The sequence below is a fragment of the Hallella sp. genome, assembly GCF_037460745.1.
Taxonomy (GTDB): domain Bacteria; phylum Bacteroidota; class Bacteroidia; order Bacteroidales; family Bacteroidaceae; genus Prevotella; species Prevotella faecis.
Genome location: NZ_JAXVAE010000077.1, coordinates 34,398 through 53,552, shown reverse-complemented (window position 1 = coordinate 53,552; position 19,155 = coordinate 34,398). Strand labels below are relative to the sequence as shown.

At 54.6% G+C, this 19,155-nt stretch carries 17 protein-coding genes; 14 read left to right on the top strand and 3 right to left on the bottom strand.

From position 1 onward, the window contains the following. Positions 1-762 precede the first annotated feature (762 nt). Genes WKK33_RS04315 through WKK33_RS04305 form a run of 3 tightly spaced genes read left to right on the top strand, consistent with a single transcriptional unit; the run spans position 763 to position 3,172 of the window. On the top strand, positions 763-1,533 hold the full coding sequence (locus WKK33_RS04315; RefSeq protein WP_337569435.1) for a dihydroorotate dehydrogenase electron transfer subunit: 771 nt from the start codon (positions 763-765) through the stop codon (positions 1,531-1,533). After that, complete coding sequence (locus WKK33_RS04310; RefSeq protein ID WP_337932647.1) at positions 1,527-2,432, top strand: dihydroorotate dehydrogenase; 906 nt, start codon at positions 1,527-1,529, stop codon at positions 2,430-2,432. The genes WKK33_RS04315 and WKK33_RS04310 overlap by 7 nt, the downstream gene beginning before the upstream one ends. 11 nt (positions 2,433-2,443) lie before the next feature. Continuing rightward, a complete protein-coding gene (locus WKK33_RS04305) occupies positions 2,444-3,172 on the top strand; it encodes an SDR family NAD(P)-dependent oxidoreductase (RefSeq protein ID WP_337932646.1) in 729 nt (242 codons plus the stop codon). Between the two features lie 590 nt (positions 3,173-3,762). Here WKK33_RS04305 and aroC read toward each other — a convergent pair. Together aroC and WKK33_RS04295 are read right to left on the bottom strand one after the other, a co-directional pair. Continuing rightward, the gene (gene aroC, locus WKK33_RS04300; RefSeq protein ID WP_337636981.1) at positions 3,763-4,881 is read right to left on the bottom strand and encodes a chorismate synthase; all 1,119 of its coding nucleotides are present in this window, start codon (positions 4,879-4,881) and stop codon (positions 3,763-3,765) included. A gap of 21 nt (positions 4,882-4,902) precedes the next feature. After that, positions 4,903-5,565 carry an FKBP-type peptidyl-prolyl cis-trans isomerase gene (locus WKK33_RS04295; protein WP_337636982.1) on the bottom strand — a complete coding sequence of 221 codons (663 nt, stop codon included), beginning with the start codon at positions 5,563-5,565 and terminating at the stop codon, positions 4,903-4,905. A gap of 189 nt (positions 5,566-5,754) precedes the next feature. Between WKK33_RS04295 and fldA the strand changes: the two genes are divergently transcribed. The 7 genes from fldA (at position 5,755) to WKK33_RS04260 (ending at position 12,111) form a co-directional block, all read left to right on the top strand. After that, positions 5,755-6,243, top strand: coding sequence for a flavodoxin FldA (gene fldA, locus WKK33_RS04290; RefSeq protein ID WP_337932644.1), 489 nt, complete (start codon positions 5,755-5,757; stop codon positions 6,241-6,243). A 56-nt stretch (positions 6,244-6,299) separates the two neighbouring features. After that, the gene (locus WKK33_RS04285; protein ID WP_215758610.1) at positions 6,300-6,659 is read left to right on the top strand and encodes a DUF2023 family protein; all 360 of its coding nucleotides are present in this window, start codon (positions 6,300-6,302) and stop codon (positions 6,657-6,659) included. A gap of 222 nt (positions 6,660-6,881) precedes the next feature. Next, the gene (locus WKK33_RS04280; protein ID WP_337932642.1) at positions 6,882-7,826 is read left to right on the top strand and encodes a M48 family metallopeptidase; all 945 of its coding nucleotides are present in this window, start codon (positions 6,882-6,884) and stop codon (positions 7,824-7,826) included. Between the two features lie 31 nt (positions 7,827-7,857). Continuing rightward, entirely contained in the window at positions 7,858-8,955 is a 1,098-nt protein-coding gene (locus WKK33_RS04275; RefSeq protein WP_337469678.1) for a UDP-N-acetyl glucosamine 2-epimerase, read from the top strand. Positions 8,956-9,067: 112 nt separating this feature from the next. Then, the gene (locus WKK33_RS04270; RefSeq protein WP_337932640.1) at positions 9,068-9,586 is read left to right on the top strand and encodes an AraC family transcriptional regulator; all 519 of its coding nucleotides are present in this window, start codon (positions 9,068-9,070) and stop codon (positions 9,584-9,586) included. 380 nt (positions 9,587-9,966) lie between these two features. After that, on the top strand, positions 9,967-10,179 hold the full coding sequence (locus tag WKK33_RS04265) for a heavy-metal-associated domain-containing protein (RefSeq protein ID WP_215758617.1): 213 nt from the start codon (positions 9,967-9,969) through the stop codon (positions 10,177-10,179). A gap of 6 nt (positions 10,180-10,185) precedes the next feature. Next, the gene (locus WKK33_RS04260) at positions 10,186-12,111 is read left to right on the top strand and encodes a heavy metal translocating P-type ATPase (RefSeq protein ID WP_337932638.1); all 1,926 of its coding nucleotides are present in this window, start codon (positions 10,186-10,188) and stop codon (positions 12,109-12,111) included. Positions 12,112-12,144: 33 nt separating this feature from the next. On the opposite strand, the gene WKK33_RS04255 is transcribed toward WKK33_RS04260, so the two are convergent. Then, the gene (locus WKK33_RS04255) at positions 12,145-12,939 is read right to left on the bottom strand and encodes a hypothetical protein (RefSeq protein ID WP_337932636.1); all 795 of its coding nucleotides are present in this window, start codon (positions 12,937-12,939) and stop codon (positions 12,145-12,147) included. A gap of 291 nt (positions 12,940-13,230) precedes the next feature. Between WKK33_RS04255 and WKK33_RS04250 the strand changes: the two genes are divergently transcribed. From WKK33_RS04250 to WKK33_RS04235, 4 genes are all read left to right on the top strand, one after another. Continuing rightward, entirely contained in the window at positions 13,231-15,030 is a 1,800-nt protein-coding gene (locus WKK33_RS04250) for a leucine-rich repeat protein (protein WP_337932634.1), read from the top strand. 972 nt (positions 15,031-16,002) lie between these two features. Then, positions 16,003-16,848, top strand: a complete 846-nt coding sequence (locus WKK33_RS04245) for a prephenate dehydratase (RefSeq protein ID WP_337932633.1) — start codon at positions 16,003-16,005, stop codon at positions 16,846-16,848. Then, positions 16,845-18,011, top strand: a complete 1,167-nt coding sequence (locus WKK33_RS04240; protein WP_337932631.1) for an aminotransferase class I/II-fold pyridoxal phosphate-dependent enzyme — start codon at positions 16,845-16,847, stop codon at positions 18,009-18,011. Before WKK33_RS04245 ends, WKK33_RS04240 begins: the two co-directional genes overlap by 4 nt. Positions 18,012-18,080: 69 nt before the next feature. After that, positions 18,081-19,145, top strand: coding sequence for a bifunctional 3-deoxy-7-phosphoheptulonate synthase/chorismate mutase type II (locus tag WKK33_RS04235; protein ID WP_337469793.1), 1,065 nt, complete (start codon positions 18,081-18,083; stop codon positions 19,143-19,145). Positions 19,146-19,155: the final 10 nt, after the last annotated feature.

The following is a 19,155-nucleotide window of genomic DNA, read 5'->3' as shown; positions in this document are numbered from 1 at the left end:
CAGATAATTTAAGGGGTGGAAAACATGACAAGCTAAATCCGTTTAAGACATTTCGAGTTGCGTAAAGGCATGTATTGAGGCTCGATTAGGCATGTTTTGCAGTGTAGGGCGTAGTGTGTGAGGAGGGCATAGCACTTTGTCGGTTGTAAGTAGCTGTATGTCAGGTTGTTAAGAAAGTCGCTAAGAATCGCGTATTTGCGACCAAATGTAGTTGTGGTGACGAATAAGAGCTAAAAATGGGAGAGGCTTGTCTGCTATTTTCCGTGCCTATAGGTGCTTCTGCCCCTTTGTTGTATAGGGGGCGTTAGCGATTCTTGGCATTAGGAGTCTCCCTCATTTCTTGTTTTCCTCTTGGAGTCATGCCCCTTGTTCTCGTATGTTCTATGCTTGGCGTCTACACCCCCCTTCCGTTCGCTTGGCAGCTATTTCTGCCCTTCTTGCTGGCCGTTATTATATAAGGTGGGCTGCTCTTCGTTCCTTCAAGCAAGGCAATGCTTTAGCCTTCCGCCACCTATTATTATATAAGGAGGGAAGCGTTTTACCCATCAAGTTCCACAGGTCAGGCTTTTCCAGACCGCACTTTGCACAATCTCAAGATGCGGTAGGCGGCTTTTCGATTGTAAAAACACGCCTGCTTGTTTTGTATTGTCTTCGATTTCCACTATCTTTGCATAAGATAGATATGAGCCTGCCCATCCGATAGCGAACACGGTTGGCGCTCGCCGCATCCTTTCCTGAATGTAAATTCCATATAGATTACTTATGAAGAAATATTGTCTCGACCTGCGCGTCAGTGCTGTGGAACGTTTGAGCGTGAAGCATGTGTTGCTCAAGCTCACCCAGGAGGCGCCGTTGCCAGCCATGCAACCAGGTCAGTTTGTTGAAGTCAGGGTCGACCATTCTCCCTCAACCTTCCTTCGTCGTCCCATTTCTATCCATTATGTTGATGTCGCCCACAATGAGTTGTGGCTCTTGGTGGCCACCATTGGCGACGGCACCCGCCAGATGGGGCGCCTGCAACCTGGCGATGAGGTGAACTGCCTGCTGCCTTTGGGCAACGGCTTCTCCATGCCCCAAAAGGCATCTAACCGCGTGCTGTTGGTGGGCGGTGGTGTAGGCATTGCTCCGCTGCTCTATCAGGGCGAAGCGCTCCGCAAGGCCGGTCACAATCCCGTGTTCCTATTGGGAGGTCGCACCGCAAGCGACCTGCTCGAGCTCGACCTATATAAAGAGGTGGGCGAGGTGTATGTCACTACCGAGGATGGCTCGTTGGGCGAGAAAGGATTCGTCACGAATCACTCCGTTCTTGAGGGCGGGCAATTCGACCTTATCCAGACCTGCGGCCCTAAGCCCATGATGTTGTCGGTGGCCCGTTATGCCAACGAGCATGCCATCGAGTGCGAGGCTTCGCTCGAGAACATGATGGCCTGTGGCTTGGGAGCTTGTCTCTGCTGCGTGGAGAAGACTGATGAGGGCAATTTGTGTGTGTGTAAAGAGGGTCCTGTGTTTAATATTAAGAGATTGTTATGGTAGACTTAAATGTAAAAATAAATCAATTGCAACTCTCCAATCCCGTGATGACCGCCAGTGGAACGTTCGGTTACGGCTTGGAGTTCCAAGACTTGGTGCCGTTGGAAGAGATAGGCGCCATCATCGTAAAGGGAACCACACAGGCGCCTCGACAGGGCAACGATTATCCCCGTATGGTCGAAACAGCGCAGGGAATGCTTAATTGTGTGGGATTGCAGAATAAGGGCGTAGACTATTTCTGTGAGCACATCTATCCACAGATTAAGGATATCAATACGAACTTCATCGTCAATGTCAGTGGTTCGTCGCCCGACAACTATGCTGCCTGTGCCGCTCGTGTCGACGCGCTCGACCATATTCCCGCCATTGAACTTAATATCTCGTGCCCCAATGTGAAGGACGGAGGCATGGCTTTCGGCGTAACGTGCGAGGGGGCGGCCAGCGTGGTGCGTGCCGTTCGACAGGTTTATCACAAGACGCTCATCGTAAAACTCTCACCCAACGTTACCCACATTGCCGACATTGCACGCGCCTGCGAGAGTGAGGGAGCCGATGCTGTGTCGCTTATCAATACGCTGATGGGTATGGCCATCGACATTGAGCGTCGTCGCCCCAAGTTGAGCATCCGCACTGGTGGACTCAGTGGTCCGGCCGTCAAGCCCGTGGCTGTGCGTATGGTCAACGAAGTGTTCCATGCCGTGAAAATCCCCGTCATTGGTCTTGGAGGCATCATGACTGCCGAGGACGCCATCGAGTTTATGATGGCTGGCGCGTCGGCCATTGAGATTGGCACCGCTAATTTTGTTGACCCTACAGTCACCATGAAAGTGAAGCAAGGCATGGCCGACTGGCTTGAGCGCCACGGTTGCAAGAGCGTTAGGGAGATCGTGGGTGTAGTTTAAGGCCATAGGCGATGAAGAAGGCAGTTGTTGTTGGCGCGTCGTCGGGCATTGGTCGCGAGGTGGCCCGCCTGTTGTTGCAGCAAGGTTGGTCGGTTGGGTTGGCCGCTCGTCGTGTGGAACCCCTTCATGCGTTGGCCCACGATTATCCGGACCGGGCGTGGGTGCAGGCCATCGATGTTACCCGCGACGACGCCCCGCAAGCCCTCATGGCGCTGATAGGTCAGATGGGCGGCATCGATCTCTATTTCCACGCCGCTGGTGTGGGATGGCAAAACGCTGCCCTCGATGCCACCAAGGAGATGCGCACGCTCCTCACCAATGGGGTGGGGTTCACGCAAATGGTGGGTGAGGCCTATCGCTACTTTGCCGAATGTGGAGGCGGCCATATAGCCGTCATATCCTCCATTGCGGGCACCAAGGGTTTGGGAGCCGCTCCGGCATACAGTGGAACCAAGGCTTTTCAGAATGTTTATGTGCAAGCCCTGGAGCAGCAGGCCCACATGCGCCATCTGCCCATTCGCTTTACCGACATCCGTCCAGGCTTTGTGTGCACCGATTTGTTGGGCGATGGTCAGTCCTATCCCATGTTGATGGAGCCACGCCTGGTGGCTCGCGCCATTGTGCGCGCCATCGATCGGCGGTGTCATGTGTGCGTCATCGATTGGCGCTATCGTGTGCTCACCTTCTTCTGGCAACTGATCCCCGACGCCTTGTGGCGCCGCGTCAGCGTTCACACGTAGTCCACTGATGGTTGGCTAAGCGCTAAAGGTTGTGGTGGTCTGCCCCTGCTGATGGCTTGTTTTGGCTGATACCCTCCAGCCCGCTGGTAGTTTTGGTGCTGTAATAATATTTGATGCTTATTACTTCGTCAAGCTTCGTCCACCCTTTCTTATGTCACCTCGTTGAGAGGGTGGACGTCGCAAAACTTGCTATGACTTCAAGGCGGTCGATAGAGCCTAAACGAAACAATGGAGAATCATAATCCCAAATAGGTCATTAGATTTCAATTCTTGTTAGTGTTTGTTTCGAGCAGGTTGCGACAGGCGCAGTGAAGGCATAGCTGACTATGTCGAAACGCAAATAGAAGCAAGATGCCGAAAGAAACGCTGGCAAGAGTAGGAAAGAAACAATAACATTCTGCTATTTCTCCTATTTCGGTCTAATGACCGATTGGGGATAATGGAAGCCTGTTATCCGATAAGGGATAACGAATCAAAAACAACTTGGTATGGTTTGAACACTCTTCATGAAAGCTCAAACCATACCAAGTTGCTTTATGTGGGTTGCGTAGCGTTTGTGGTGCGCTTTGCAGCCCGATGGGGTGGGATCTTTACATCCTCACCGTCTTGTTCAATAGCCAGTTGTCCAATATAACCATGGCCGCCATGTCCTCCACGATGGGCACCGCCCTTGGCGTTACGCATGGGTCGTGTCGTCCTCGTGCGTCGATGGTGGTGGCATTACCGTTGAGGTCGATGGTGGGTTGTGGTCTCAGCAGGGTGGCTACGGGCTTAAACGCCACGCGGAAATATATGTCCTGCCCATTGCTGATGCCGCCCTGAATGCCTCCGCTGTGGTTCGTCGGTGTGTTGGCAGCGTGTTTTTTCAACTGTTTGGCATTCGTGTCGCCGTCCTGTTGGTGGCTTTCGGGCAGAAAGATGTCGTTCACCTCCGAGCCGCGATGCTCCACAATGTCGAACCCGTCGCCATATTCGAAACCTTTCACGGCATTGATACCCAACATGGCAGCACCGAGTTGGGCATGGAGTTTGTCAAATTCCGGCTCGCCCAGTCCCACCGGACAGCCTTTGATGACACATGTAACCACACCCCCGATGGTGTCGCCCTCAGCTTTCACCTTCATGATCAGTTCCTCCATCTCCTTGGCTTTTGCTGGGTCGGGGCACCTAACGATGTTGTCTTCCGCCTTCGCCAAGTCGTAGTGTCGGTAGTCGCGGTCGATGGCAATGTTGCCCACTTGCGACACGTAAGCCTGTATGCTGATTCCCAGAGGGCGCAAGGCCAGTTTGGCGAGCGCTCCACCCACACAACGGCTGATGGTAACGCGGGCCGACGAACGGCCACCACCACGATGGTCGCGCACACCATATTTATTATAATAGGTGTAATCGGCATGTGAGGGACGGAACAGCTGGCGCATGTTGTCGTAGTCGTTCGAGTGCTGGTTGGTGTTCTTCACCACGAATCCGATGGGTGTACCTGTCGTCTTCCCCTCAAACACGCCACTGAGCAATTGCACCCTGTCGGCCTCGTTGCGCTGTGTGGTGATGCGGCTTTGTCCTGGTTTCCTTCTGTCCAGCTCATGCTGTATGAAGTCCATGTCCAAGTCTATGCCAGCCGGCATGCCGTCTACCACACCGCCAACCGCTTCGCCGTGGCTCTCGCCAAAGGTGGTTAATGTGAATATGTTGCCAAAAACATTCCTCATGGGTCAGCTTTCTTCGGTTTGTTAGTCGTTGTGATGGCAGTGGCAATGTCCGTCGCCACCATGCTCATGGTTGTGGCACTTGTCGCCATGTCCGTGGTTCTTGCATCCACCCTCATGGTTGCATCCACCCTCGTGGTTATGGCATCCGCCCTCGTGGTTGCAGTGCCCGCAGCCTTCTCCGTCGCCGTTTCCTTGCAGCGACTCCACGAAAGCCTGAATCTCTTCGTTCGTAGCTTCGTGGGCTTCGAGTATCGATCCCTTGAAGGTCAGTGTGCGTCCAGCCAGGGGATGGTTCAGATCCACTTTCACCTTGTCGGCTGTCACTTCCATCACCACGCCGTTGAAACGGTTGCCATCCTCGTTTTGCAAGGGGATGATGGCGCCCTTTCTAACATGTTCAGCGTCGAAACGACCATCGATCACAAACATCTCCTTGTCCAGATCGATGACATGGCAGTCCTCGTAAGCACCGTAAGCATCCTCAGGAGCAAGCGTAAAGTCGAAGTTGTCGCCTGTGGAAAGGTTCTCCATCTGCTTTTCGAAGGCGTCGAGCGCAATGCCCATGCCGCTGATGAAGGTGAATGGGCGACCCTCAGCAGTTTGCTCCACGAGTGTGTGTTCGCCGTCTGTGGTGTCGTAAAGTTGGTAAGCAAGGCTAATCAGCCGATTGGTTTTGTTGTCCATTGTCATTAATACCTTATTTAATATATAGATGCAAAGGTACTACTTTTTTCCCCAATTCAGCCTTGATGGGGCGCAAAAGAACATACCAATTTCTAAGTATTGCGTCAAAACCATAATTTTTAGGTATTGCAATCACGCCCGAAACCCACTACCTTTGCAATCGTCATTCAAATAAAAAACAAAACGATCATGAGTAAGACTATAGTTGTTTACGGTTCCACAACCGGAACATGCGAGAGCATCGCACAGACCATTGGCGACCAGTTGGGCGCCGAAGTTATCAACGTTTCCGACCTTACGGCCGACCAGTTGGCTGAGGCCGACAATATCGTGCTGGGCACCTCCACTTGGGGCGCTGGTGAACTGCAGGACGATTGGTACGACGGCGTTAATGTCGTGAAGTCGGCCAACCTGTCGGGTAAGCGTGTGGCCCTCTTTGGTTGTGGCGACTCAGCCAGTTATTCCGACACGTTCTGTGGAGGAATGAAGGAACTGTACGATGCGGCCGTGGCGGCTGGGGCTACAGTGGTGGGTGCCGTTCCCACCGACGGTTACACGTTCGACGACTCCGATGCCGTGGTCGATGGCCAGTTCGTAGGGTTGGCTCTCGATGATGTCAACGAAGACGACAAGACTTCGGAGCGCATTTCCGCTTGGCTTCCCGCTCTTGGGTTCTAATCCCATTATCCATTTCCCTCTCGTCGTTCAGTCGTAGATATCGATCCCATAAACCCATGACCACACTGCCCATCGAAATGAAGGTTCTCATGAACCATATCTATGAGTATCAAAAAGGAGTTCGCCAAATGGTGCTCTACACCTTTAACCGTCGTTACTTGGAGTTTGCCGAGCAACGCCTGCAGCGCCAACAAATACAATATGTGGTGCAACCAGCTGGTCGGGGAACGGTCAATCTTTTCTTTGGCAGCAGTGAGTGCATGGATGCCATCCGGCTGATGGTGACGCGCCCGCTCAACGAATTGTCGCCCGAGGAGGACTTCATCCTTGGTGCTCTCTTGGGCTACGACATCCGCCGTCAGTGTGAACGCTACTGCCAGCGCAAGTGTAACGGATGCCCTTGCAATGGGTGTTGAATGTTGGATGGTTCGTCAGCCAACGACATGAAACGATATTCTTGTTCGCTATATAAATAGAATTTGTAATGTTTTTGTATAACAAGTGAAGGGCTCGCTGTGAAGCGGGCCTTTTATTTTCGCCTGTTTTTTTTATTCGAAGCCACAATTTGTAATTGTTGATGAAGCACCTTTTGCGAAAATAATAGTATCTTTGCATGAGTCAACGAAAAGGTTATAAAAATGAAGAAAATCAAGTTATTCTTGTTGAGCGTGGCGAGTTTGTTGCTCGTCTCAGCCTGTGGCACGACAGAGACCGTGCCTCTCACAGGTCGCAAACATCAAGTGTCTTCCAATTATTCCAATGCCCAGATGCTGAGTCTCGGCAGTCAGGAGTACACCAAATTTATGTCAACGGCCCAAAAGAGCACCGATGTTGCCAACTCGGCCATGGTGCAGCGCGTGGGCGAACGCCTTTCGAAGGCCGTCACTTCTTACCTGAACAGCCACGGATACGCCTCCGATGCCAGCAGCTTCCAGTGGGAGTTCAACCTCGTTCAGAGCAAGGAGGCCAATGCATGGTGCTTGCCTGGTGGTAAGATCGTTGTCTACGAGGGCCTGCTTCCCTATACCAAGAACGAGACGGCCCTGGCCATTGTGCTGGGCCATGAGATAGCCCACGCTGTGGCAAAGCACTCGGCTGAGCAGCTCACCAAGCAGAGCAACCAGAACGTTCTCACCCAGGTGGTTGGCACGGCTGGTCAGATGATGGGTGGCACCGCGGGCACAATAGTCCAGGCAGGCGCATCGGTGGCAGGCAAATACGCCTTCCCTCTGATGAACCTCAAGTACAGTCGCTCCAACGAGACCGAGGCCGACTACATGGGACTTATCTTCGCCGCTATGGCCGGTTACAATCCTGAGGAGGCCATACCCTTCTGGAAGCGCATGTCGTCGGGCAGCAACAGTTCCGATTTCTTCAGTGATCACCCCTCTGACGAGAAGCGTATCGCAGCCTTGGAGCAGCACATGCCCGAGGCCAAGAAGTATTACGACGCAGCTGTAGCGGCAGGCAACCAGGCCATTAAGCCCGTCACCAAGAAGACAACCACTAAGACCAGATCGAAGAAAACCACATCAAATCGCAAGTCAACTGCCAAGAAATCATCTTCGACCCGTCGCAAGTAATCATCTCACCCACCCCTAATCCTTGTAAATTATGAACATTTGCATCGTTTGTGGAGCACGCCCCAATTTCATCAAGGTGGCTCCAGTTATCCGGGCCATTGCAAGCGCCAAGGCGCAAGGCCATAACATCGATTATCGCTTGGTTTACACAGGCAGTGCCGACGACCCCACGGTGGAGCCATCGATCTTTGCCGACCTTCAGATAGCCAAGCCCGATGAGTATCTTGGTGTCACCTGTTCCAACCTCAATGAGCTCACGGGTCAGGTCATGTCGAAGTTTGAACAGTATCTCCAGACCCATCCCACCGACACGGTGATTGTGGTCGACGATCTGGCTTCCACTATGGCCACAGCCATCGTTGCGAAGAAGCAGGGCGTTCGGTTGGCCCATATTGCCGCTGGCACCCGTAGCTTCGACATCAGCATGCCCAAGGAGATCAACCGTTTGGTCATCGACGGCCTGAGCGACATCCTGTTCACGGCGGGCATTAGCAACAACTCCATTGCCAATCGCGAGGGCGCCGAACTGTCGAAGGTTTACATGGTAGGCAATGTGCTGATCGATAATCTGCGCTTCTTTGCCACCCACCGCGATCAGCCCAGTCAGGCTTCGTTGCCCATCGATTTGCCCGAGCGCTACTTTGTTTTCACGCTCAATCGCAAGTTGCTCATTGCCGACCGTCCGAAGTTGCGCTCACTGCTCGAGGCCATTGTGGCCCATGCAGGCGATGTGCCAGTCTACGCTCCGCTGCACGGTTTGGCACGCGAGGCTGTTAGCGAATGCCTCTCTGCCCTTGGCGGCAACCACTCGTTCCACCTCATCGACCCCGTTCCTTACTTGGCATTCGAGAACATGTTGCGCCGCGCCGCAGGCATTATCACCGACTCGGGCAATGTGGCCGAGGAGGCAACGTTCTACCAGGTGCCTTGCATCACCCTCAATAGTTACACTGAGCACATTGAGACCGTGAAGGTGGGAACCAACGTCCTGGTGGGCGAAGACGCCGAGCGGTTGGCCAGCGAGGTGACCCGCATGGTTTCAGGCCAATGGAAAGAGGCTGGCATTCCCGACCGTTGGGATGGTCGTTCGGCTGAGCGCATTGTTCAGATATTGATGGAACACGAGTAAGAGGCCAACAGAAAGCCATGCAATCCATTGTTTGATTCAGTGGATTTCACTATGTTACCCTATGACATTCACCACATTTTATATTAAGAACATGGTTTGCGACCGTTGTCGTATGAGCGTCGAAAAGGCGCTATGCGACAACGGTTTGCGTCCTGTTGAGGTGGAGTTGGGCGTGGCTAAAGTTGAGGGCGAAGTGAGCGATGAGGCCCGTTCCCGCTTGTCCGATACCCTACATTCGCTTGGTTTCGAACTCCTTGCCGACCGTCGGCTGCAGCTTGTAGAGCAGGTGAAGGCCGCCGTGATACGCCTTGTGCGCTATCCCGACACCCCGTCGGCGCTCAACCTCTCCGATTATCTGCAGCAAGCGCTCCACATGGAGTACTCTTCGCTATCCAAACTCTTCTCCGAAGCCACCTCCATGACCATCGAACGTTACTACATTGAGCAACGTATAGAGTGTGTCAAGGAACTCCTTTCCTACAATGAGCTAACGCTCACCGAGATAGCCTATCGGCTTCATTATTCGAGCGTGGCCTATCTCTCCAGTCAGTTTAAGATGGTTACGGGCCTTACGCCCACCGCTTATAAGAAACTCCAGCGCAAGGACCGGAAGGCCCTCGACCAGATTTAGGCGCTACCATTTGGCATGTGTTCGTTCTCGAACGCAGCCATTCCGGTAGCCGTTTTTCCTCTATCGCCATGGCCAGTACCACGGTTCATGGTCACTATGCATGCTTATGGCTCCAGGAACCTTCCGTTCTTGAGGCGCCAACTTGTCCATTTCCTGGTTCTTACTTCCCCTGATGTTCCAACGTTCACCCTCGGATGCGCTCTTGCTTGGGCCTTAATAATCTTGTAACATTCGTCCATTATTCCATAACATTATTCTTTGCGAAGTGTGTACCTTTGCATTGCTGAGGCGCTCCTTGGCGTTTGGGAAGCAAAAATATCCCAGTGCTTGTGGGGGGCAATTCCTATCATTGTTATTATCATTCAAACAATATAAAAGTTATGGAAAAGAAGAATTTTGCCGTTAGCGGCATGAAATGTGTTCACTGTAAGGCCCGTGTGGAAGAAGCCATTCGTGCCCTCGATGGCGTGGTGAGCGCCGAAGGCAACCTTGCCGAGGCATCGGTCGCTGTGGAGTACGACCCAACCCGGCTGAGCCCTCAGCAGATCAAGGACGCTGTGGACACCTGTGGCCGATATGAACTGACCCTTTGACGCGCCATGAAACAGGCTCTTCCCGTTGTGGGCATGGCGTGCGCCGCTTGTGCGGGCAGCGTGGAGCGTAAGCTCAACTCGTTGAAAGGCGTGACGAACGCGTCGGTCAACCTCGTAGGGCGGAGCGCCCTCGTCGACTACGATCCCGCCCAAGTTACGTTGGAGGCTATGAAACAAGCCCTCAACGACATTGGTTTCGACCTTGTGATCGAGCAAGACCGTTCGGCCGACGCCATCCGTCGCCGTGAGTATGTGTTGCTTTTGCGTCGCGCCATGCTCTCGTGGTTGCTGTCGTTGGCAGGCATGTGTGTTGGCATGCGCTGGGTAGACGTGGGCGGCCCGACCGTCTCCAACCAGTTGTCGTTGCTCATAGCGCTTGCCAACCTGTGGTTTTGCGGGCGTGCGTTCTACACGAATGCCGTTCGCCAACTGCGCCACGCCATGGCCAATATGGATGTGCTTGTGGCGCTTTCCACCCTTGTGGCCTTCCTCTTTTCGACCTACAACACCTTTTGGGGCGACCCCTCCCAAACCTATTTCGACTCGTGTGGCATGATCATCACCTTTGTGCTCACAGGCCGCTTGTTGGAGGAGAAAGCCAAGGATGGCACGGCCATGAGCATCCGCAAGTTGATGGGCCTGTCGCCCAAGACCGCCCACGTGGTTAGTTACGATGAGGCAGGCAACGCGCCCACGGTCGAAGATGTGCCCGTGGCCACCATTGAGGTGGGCGATGTGCTGGAGGTGCGTCCAGGCGAGCGAGTGCCCGTCGATGGCGAAGTGGTTGCGGCCGAGAGCTTTATGACGGCCGATGCCGCCTACGTCGATGAGAGCATGATAACCGGCGAGCCGCTGCCTGTGGAGAAACGTAGCGGCTCGCGCGTGCTGGCCGGCACCATTCCCTTGCAAGGCAAGTTGCGCATGAGGGCCCGACAGGTGGGCGAGCATACTGCCTTGGCGCGCATCATCAGCATGGTGGAGGCCGCCGAGAGTTCCAAGGCACCCGTGCAGCGCATCGTCGACAAGGCCGCACGCGTGTTTGTTCCCGTGGTGGCCACCTTGTCGCTGCTAACGTTTGTGGTGTGGATGGTTGTGGGCGGATGGGCCGTGTTGCCCCAAGCCCTTGTGTGTGCCGTTACCGTTTTGGTGGTGGCCTGTCCGTGTGCCATGGGCCTGGCCACCCCCACAGCCCTCATGGTGGGCATGGGCAAGGCCGCCGAACACCACGTGCTGATCAAGGATGCCACCGCCTTGGAGCGCTTGCGCAAGGTCGACGTGGTGGTAACCGATAAGACCGGCACGCTGACCAAGGCCAACCAGCAGGTGGATTTCACCCAGGCCGACTCGTTGCCGTATGATGTTCGTGAAACGTTGAAACCCCATGCCCTTGAGGCCATGCAAACGTTGCAAGGCCATGGTGTGGATGTTTGGATGATGAGTGGCGACCGTGAGGATGCCGCCCGCTACTGGGCCGACAAGCTTGGCGTAGCCCATTACAAGGCTGGCTGCACGCCCCAGGACAAGGAAGACCTCGTGAGGCGGTTGCAAGCCGAAGGGAAACGAGTGGCGATGATAGGCGATGGCATCAACGATGCGCAAGCCTTGGCGTTGGCCGATGTGTCGATAGCCATGGCCGATGGCACCGATGTGGCCATGGATGTGGCCCAAGTGACGCTCATGACCGACGACCTTCGCGCCCTTCCTTACGCCATGCGCCTGAGTGGCAAGACGGTAAGCATGATATGGCAAAACCTCTTTTGGGCCTTCGTGTATAACCTCGTCAACATTCCCTTGGCCGCTGGTGTGCTCTGGCTCTTCTATGCCGAGCCCCCCATTCGGCTCACACCCATGTGGGGCGCTGCGCTCATGGCCTTCTCAAGTGTCAGCGTGGTGCTCAATTCGCTGCGTCTTCGCTTTGTGGCCAACCAATAACTGACGGTTGGCCATCCCTGCGGCTGCGACGCATTAGTTGTTGTGTGGTGTCGGGTAATTGTATTGGTCCCAATAGCCATTGGAGCCTTTGGGATACCAATTCTTCTCGACCGATATTTCCAGCGAGAAGGTTTTGTTGGGCGTCCAGCGCACGGCGGCGCCCAGCTTATCGCCCATCTCATTGTTCAGATAAGGCAAACAGCCCCATCCGTAGAGCCCCTGATGATAGGGCGAGTAGCCCATGTATGTGGCTCCTTGGTTTACCAGCGACTTTTGTCCGTAGACATAAGCCGCCCAATGGTCGTTGAACTGATAGCCCAACTCGGCCGTCAGTCCACCGCTGGTGTAGCTGTCGCCGTTCCAGTTGATGTGGTTGATGTAACCGCCACCGGCTACCCATCCTCGCTTACCCAGCGGTTGCAGCCATGAGGCGGCCAACCGCTGGCCGAAGCCGCCTCCGTGGGCGTGTTTGCCAAAGGTGGCAAAGGCGCTCAGGTCGAGGCTCACGTTGAGCCCCTCGTGCAGGGGCCCATTATTATAATAGGTGGAGTAGGGCGTGGGATACCACACCGTGCTGTCGTTTTCCTCCACCTCAGCAGCAGGCTTGGGGTCGGCCTTGCGCTTTGTGGCGGCAGGCACGCCCACGGTGGTGGCGAGGCTTGTTGAGGGCGACGTCATCAGTTGGGGCTGCATCGACTGCGGTTGCAGTTGGTAGGCAGTTCCAATGGGCTTCATGGCCGATGGCGTCTTAAACGACGAGAACTCGGTCTGCGCCATCAAGGCCGAGGCCATGCAGGAAACCATGACAAGTGATGCGATTCTTTTCATGCGGTTACTTCTTTGTCTGCAAATATACAAAGGTCTTGGCGTAGGACGCACTTGCTTATGGATTTTTATTATTGTTTTGGTTAAAGAACCTTAAAACAAGACTTCCGATAAATGTTGTTTGTCACAAAAGCGCGATGATAACGTATAGGTTTATGAACGTTCACGTGTGGGTCCAACACTAACGCAACGCCCGAGAAGGCCCTTTGCGTGGACGTAGAAAAACGAAGGCCGATGGTCGACCGTTGGCTTGCCCAGATCATTAACCATCCCCGTGGCGTTGCCCCCAATGTAATGAAACAATCCCAGTGGAGCCTCTTGACCCTATTGCTCCTGTTCGCCGTGTTGACCGCTCATGCCGCTTCCAAAAAAGTAGTGGTGAAACAGCCCGGCACCTTGTTGCAAAGTTTATCTGCCAACCACCTGAAACGCATCAATAGGCTTACGGTGGAAGGCACTCTCAACGCCAACGATTTTGAGGCGATTCGCCTGATGGCCAGTACGAAAGCCAAGGATGGCAAGCCCGGAACCCTGAGAAGTCTCGACCTCTCGAAGGCGCGCCTTCATGTTGATTACCGCAATATGCCCGACAGTTTGCTGGCACATTGCGATGTGCTCACCGACTTGACGTTGCCCGATAGCCTTTTCAGTATAGGTTATAACTGTTTCGAAGGCTGCACCTCGCTCAAGCGTATCACCTTCCACAACGTTTTCTACGTGCCCTATACGCTGTTTCGTGACCTGCCCTCCCTGGAGTCGGTAACGTTCAAGGGACGCGTGTGGCACATCGACGGTACCCCATTTCTGAACCTCCCCAAGTTGCAGCGCGTAACATTTGGCAGTACGGTGGTCCGCACCGGCGGGCCCCTGTTGGCCAAAAACTGTCCGCGGTTGAGCCAAGTGTCGTTCAAGGGCATGATTCTCGACACCCATTTCCAGCAAGTGGAAGAGTGCCCGCAACTCAGCCAGATAGCCGTGGAGGGCTATGTGGGTTACCAGCGTGGCAACCTGTTTGTGGGTCGTTCGCTACCAGAAGGTGGCGTAGCCATGGCCGACTCGGTGGCGCGTGTGTTTGAGCGCGATAGGCAACAGTCCAAGGAAGTGGTCGATGGCTTTGGATTTGCAGGCGTAGCCTATAACTTGGCCTGCCTCTATTCGCTGAAGAGCGACACCGCCTCAGCCCTTCGGTTCCTCGACCTCTCGTATGCGTTGGGTCCCATGAGCCAGGGATACACCCACATCATGCGCGACCCCGATCTCGACAATGTGCGCCATACCGCCCGTTTTGCCCAGTATGCCGAGCGTGTGCGCCAACTGACCGACTACCTCTATATCCTCCGCCAGGCGCCAGCCTACGAAACCGGCAAGGAGGCGAGTGGCAAGCGTTTCACGTACGCGCCGGCTTCCGACGAGCGACTGATGCGCATACGCCATTACTTCAACCTCGACAGCATTGCGGGCAAGGGCGATGAGGTGAGCCAGTTGAAGAACGTCATGAACTGGCTCCACGACCAGATTCGTCACGACGGAAGCAGTGGCATTCCCAATGTAAAGCGTAGCGCCATCGAACTCTATGATGCCTGCAAACAGCAGAATCGCGGGCTCAACTGCCGTGGCATGGCCATTGTGTTGTCGGAACTTTACATGGCCCTGGGCCATCCCGCGCGCTTCATGACCTGCCAGTCGAAAGCTTACAACACCGATCCCGACTGCCATGTGATATGCGAGGTGTGGAGCCAGCAACTTGGCAAGTGGCTGTGGATGGATCCCTCGTTTGCCGCCTTTGTGAGCGATGAGCAAGGCCATTTGCTCAGTATTGCTGAGGTGCGCGAGCGTCTGCGCACTGATAAGCCACTGGTGCTCAACGAGGATGCCAACTGGAACCATGAGGAGAAGCAAACCAAGGAAGACTACCTCGACAACTACATGGCGAAGAACCTCTATTACCTCTCGTGTTACTTGGAATCGGGAGCCAACACCGAGGATGGCACCCACACCTATGTCACCATTCAGCCCAAGGGCCAATCGTTCCCCGTAGGAGGTGTGGTTACCCACGACGACGCATGGTTCTGGCAAGCCCCAAACGCACAATAAGACAGGCGAGGCACCATCAGCCAGTGCAGGCTGATGGTGCCGATTGGCAGTGTCGGAACGTCGGTAATGAGCCGGAAGGGCGTGGGCAATAACGTGTGGCAGAATGATTGGGTGCGTAAAATACGCAACAAACTATATTGAAATCTACACATTTGTTTTCCATCGCAGAAATATTTGGCGCAAATACGCGATTCGTAGAAGGTTTTTGTAATATTCTAATATCCAACGACTTACAACAAGAATGGTCTTTTTGGCGCTCAACATCCCACCCTTTGCGCTGCGAAACATGCCTAACCGCAGTGCGAAACATGGCTAACCGAGACTCGAAACATGGCCGATCGCATCACGCTTTGGCATGTATCGCAACTCGAAAAACGCCAAACCGCATGCGCTTCCTTCACTTTCGCAACAAAAATCTCGCAAAAACGGCGATTTCGCTCGCTGGTTTGCGCAAAAAACCGGCACAACTTTCTAACCAAAACTCCTGACAACGTCCACCAATGCACCGTGCGCCATGCCGTGCAGCGTGTGTCGTCGCACCCTTTTCACCCCGTATGAGCCCTGTGGAAGGCGCCCGCAAGGGTAGCCCAGGAAGTTATTGGCGGAGGCGAGACAAATGCAGACGACGTGCCAGTTCCCTATTAGATAAGGTACGCGTAGAAGGGTGGGGCAAAGGAGCGGAATGGTGAAATATTGAAAGGATAAATCGAATTTTTCTTAGAAAATGTTTGTAAGTGTCAAACAAAAACTATACTTTTGCAATTGCAAACAACATAAATGATAGATACAATGAAGTCATACGCATCTTTTTACGCCTATTATTGGTACTTTGCATTACGATGTGAAGCGGGAAGTTGCGTGTAGAGTTCAACTTAAGTAAGATATTAAACCGACAAGAGGTTTACATCCAATTCCCGTTTCATGTAGTGAAGCGGGAATTTTTGTTTGTAGACACCTCCAAACGAAGAAAAGATGAAGAGAATAGCCATACAGGGTGTGCCGGGATCGTTCCACGACATTGCCGCCCACCAGTACTTCGAAGGCGAGCAGATCATGCTCATTTGCTGCGACACGTTCGAGGAAGTGTTTGAGAACATCAAGCGCGACCCCACGGTCATCGGCATGCTGGCCATAGAAAACACCATTGCGGGCAGCCTCCTCCACAACTACGAGTTGCTGCGCGCCAGCGGCACCACCATTGTGGGCGAGCATAAGCTCCACATCCAGCATAGCATCTGCTGTCTGCCCGACGACGACTGGGCAACGCTGCAGGAGGTGCACTCGCACCCCGTGGCCCTGATGCAGTGCCGGGCTTTTCTCGCCAACCATCCCACGCTGAAGGCCGTGGAGGCCGACGACACCGCAGGCAGTGCCGAGTATATAGCCAAGCACAACTGCCACGGGTGGGCGGCCATCTGCCACGCCGACGCAGCCCAGTTGTATGGCCTGAAGGTGCTCGAAGACCACATAGAGGACAACAAGCACAACTTTACGCGCTTCCTCGTGGTGAGCGACACACGCAAGGCCGACTTCCTGCGCCCGCTGAGCCTGTCGAACAAGGCCAGCATCGTCTTCTCGCTGCCCCACGCCGAGGGATCGCTGTCGAAGGTGCTCACCATACTCAGCTTCTACGACATCAACCTCACGAAGATACAGAGCCTGCCGGTCATCGGCCACGAGTGGGAATATATGTTCTACGTCGACGTCACCTTTGAGGACCTCGTTCGTTACCGCCAATCGATCGACGCCATCACCCCGCTGACCAAGGACATCAAGATTATAGGCGAATACCAAGAAGCAAAAACCCAACAGATATGATTAAACCAGCAGAGAGAGTAAACACCGTACAAGAGTACTACTTCAGCAGAAAGTTGAAGGAGGTGGCCCGTCTCAACGCGGAAGGCCAGGACATCATCTCCCTGGCCATCGGCAGTCCCGACATGCCGCCATCGGAACAAACGGTCGAGAAGTTGTGTGAGGCGGCCCGTCGCCCCGACGCCCACGGCTACCAGCCCACAGCCGGACTGCCCGAGCTGCGAAAGGCCATGGCCGGATTCTACCAACGCACCTATGGCGTAGAGGTGGACCCCGCCACCGAGCTGCAGCCCATCATTGGTTCGAAGGAGGGCATTATGTATGTAACCCTCGCCTTTTGCAACCCCGGCGACGAGGTGCTCGTGCCCGACCCAGGATACCCCACCTATACGGCCATCAACAAACTGTTTGGCACCAAGATCGTGAACTATAACCTCAGGGAGGACAACGGCTGGCAGCCCGACTTCGAAGAGCTGGAGCGTATGGACCTGAGCAAGGTCAAGGTGATGTGGGCCAACTATCCCAACATGCCCACCGGAGGCAACGCACGCCGTGAGACCCTGGAGCGACTGGTGGACTTTGCGCGTCGGCACGACATCGTGGTGGTGAACGACAACCCCTATTCGCTCATCCTCAACGAGCACCCCATGAGCATCATGCAGGTGCCGGGAGCCAAGGATTGCTGCATTGAGCTCAACTCCATGTCGAAGAGCCACAACATGCCCGGATGGCGAGTGGCCATGATGGTAAGCAACAGGGAGTATATTCAGTGGATGTTCAAGATACAGAGCAACATAGAGAACGGCACCTTCCGAGGCATACAGTTGGCCGCAGCCGAGGCCTACAACACCAACACCGCCGAATGGCATAGGGTGAACAACATCGACAACTACCGTCGGCGCCGTGTGGTGGCCGAGCAAATCATGCAACGGTTGGGCTGCACCTTCGACCCCAAGCAGGTGGGCATGTTCCTTTGGGGACGCATTCCCGACAAGTATGCCGATGTGGAGCAACTCACCGAACGCGTGCTGCACGAGGCGAAAGTGTTTATCACGCCAGGATTTATCTTCGGAAACAATGGTCGGAGATACATCCGCATATCGCTCTGCGCCAAGGACGAGAAGATGCAAGAGGCCCTTCACCGCGTGGAAGCGCTGCAATGGTAAGGCCACGTCCCACCCATCATTAACATAACAACAACCCGCATAACACAACAAATCATTATGGATAATAACTTGGAATTAGAGCTCGAGCCGTTGCACTTGCCGAGCGATAACGAACGCCCATTTGTCATAGCAGGCCCCTGCAGCGCCGAGACCGAGGAGCAGGTGATGACCACCGCCCGCCAGTTGAGTGAGAAAGGATGCCACATGTTCCGTGCCGGAGTGTGGAAGCCCCGCACCAAGCCCGGAGGCTTCGAGGGCAACGGCGAGAAGGCACTGCCCTGGATGAAGGCCGTGAAGGAGGAGACAGGCATGCTCACCGCTACAGAGGTGGCCAAGCCCGAGCATGTGGAGCTCTGCCTGAAGTATGGCATCGACGTGCTTTGGGTTGGTGCGCGCACATCGGCCAACCCCTTTGCCATGCAAGACCTGGCCGACGCCCTGCGCGGCGTGGATGTGCCGGTGTTTGTAAAGAACCCCGTCAACCCCGACCTGGAACTGTGGATCGGTGCCATGGAGCGCATCAACCAAGCCGGCATCAAGCACATGGCTGCCATTCATCGAGGCTTCTCGAGCTTCGACAAGAAGATTTACCGCAACCTGCCGATGTGGCAAATTCCCATGGAGCTCCATCGCCGCATACCCAACCTGCCTATCATCTGTGACCCCAGCCACATAGGCGGTCGACGCGAGCTCATCGCACCCCTGTGCCAGCAGGCCATGGACCTGGGCTTCGACGGACTGCTCGTGGAGAGCCACTGCAACCCCGATGAGGCGTGGAGCGACGCCAAGCAGCAGGTGACGCCCGATGTGCTCGACTATATCCTGAGTCTCCTCGTCATCCGCGATGAGAAGGTAACCACCGAGGGCATACAGCAGTTGCGCCGACAGATCGACGAGCTCGACAACCAGATGATGGAGGTGCTGTCGAAGCGTATGCGCGTGTGCCGCGAGATCGGACAGTATAAGAAGGAGCACAACATGACCGTGTTCCAGAGCAATCGCTACAATGAGATTCTGGAGAAACGTGGCGCCCAGGCCAGCGTGTGTGGCGTCGACCCCGAGTGTGCGGCCCACATCTTTGAGCTCATTCACCAGGAGAGCGTGCGCCAACAGATAGAAATCATCAACCAATAAACAAGCATCG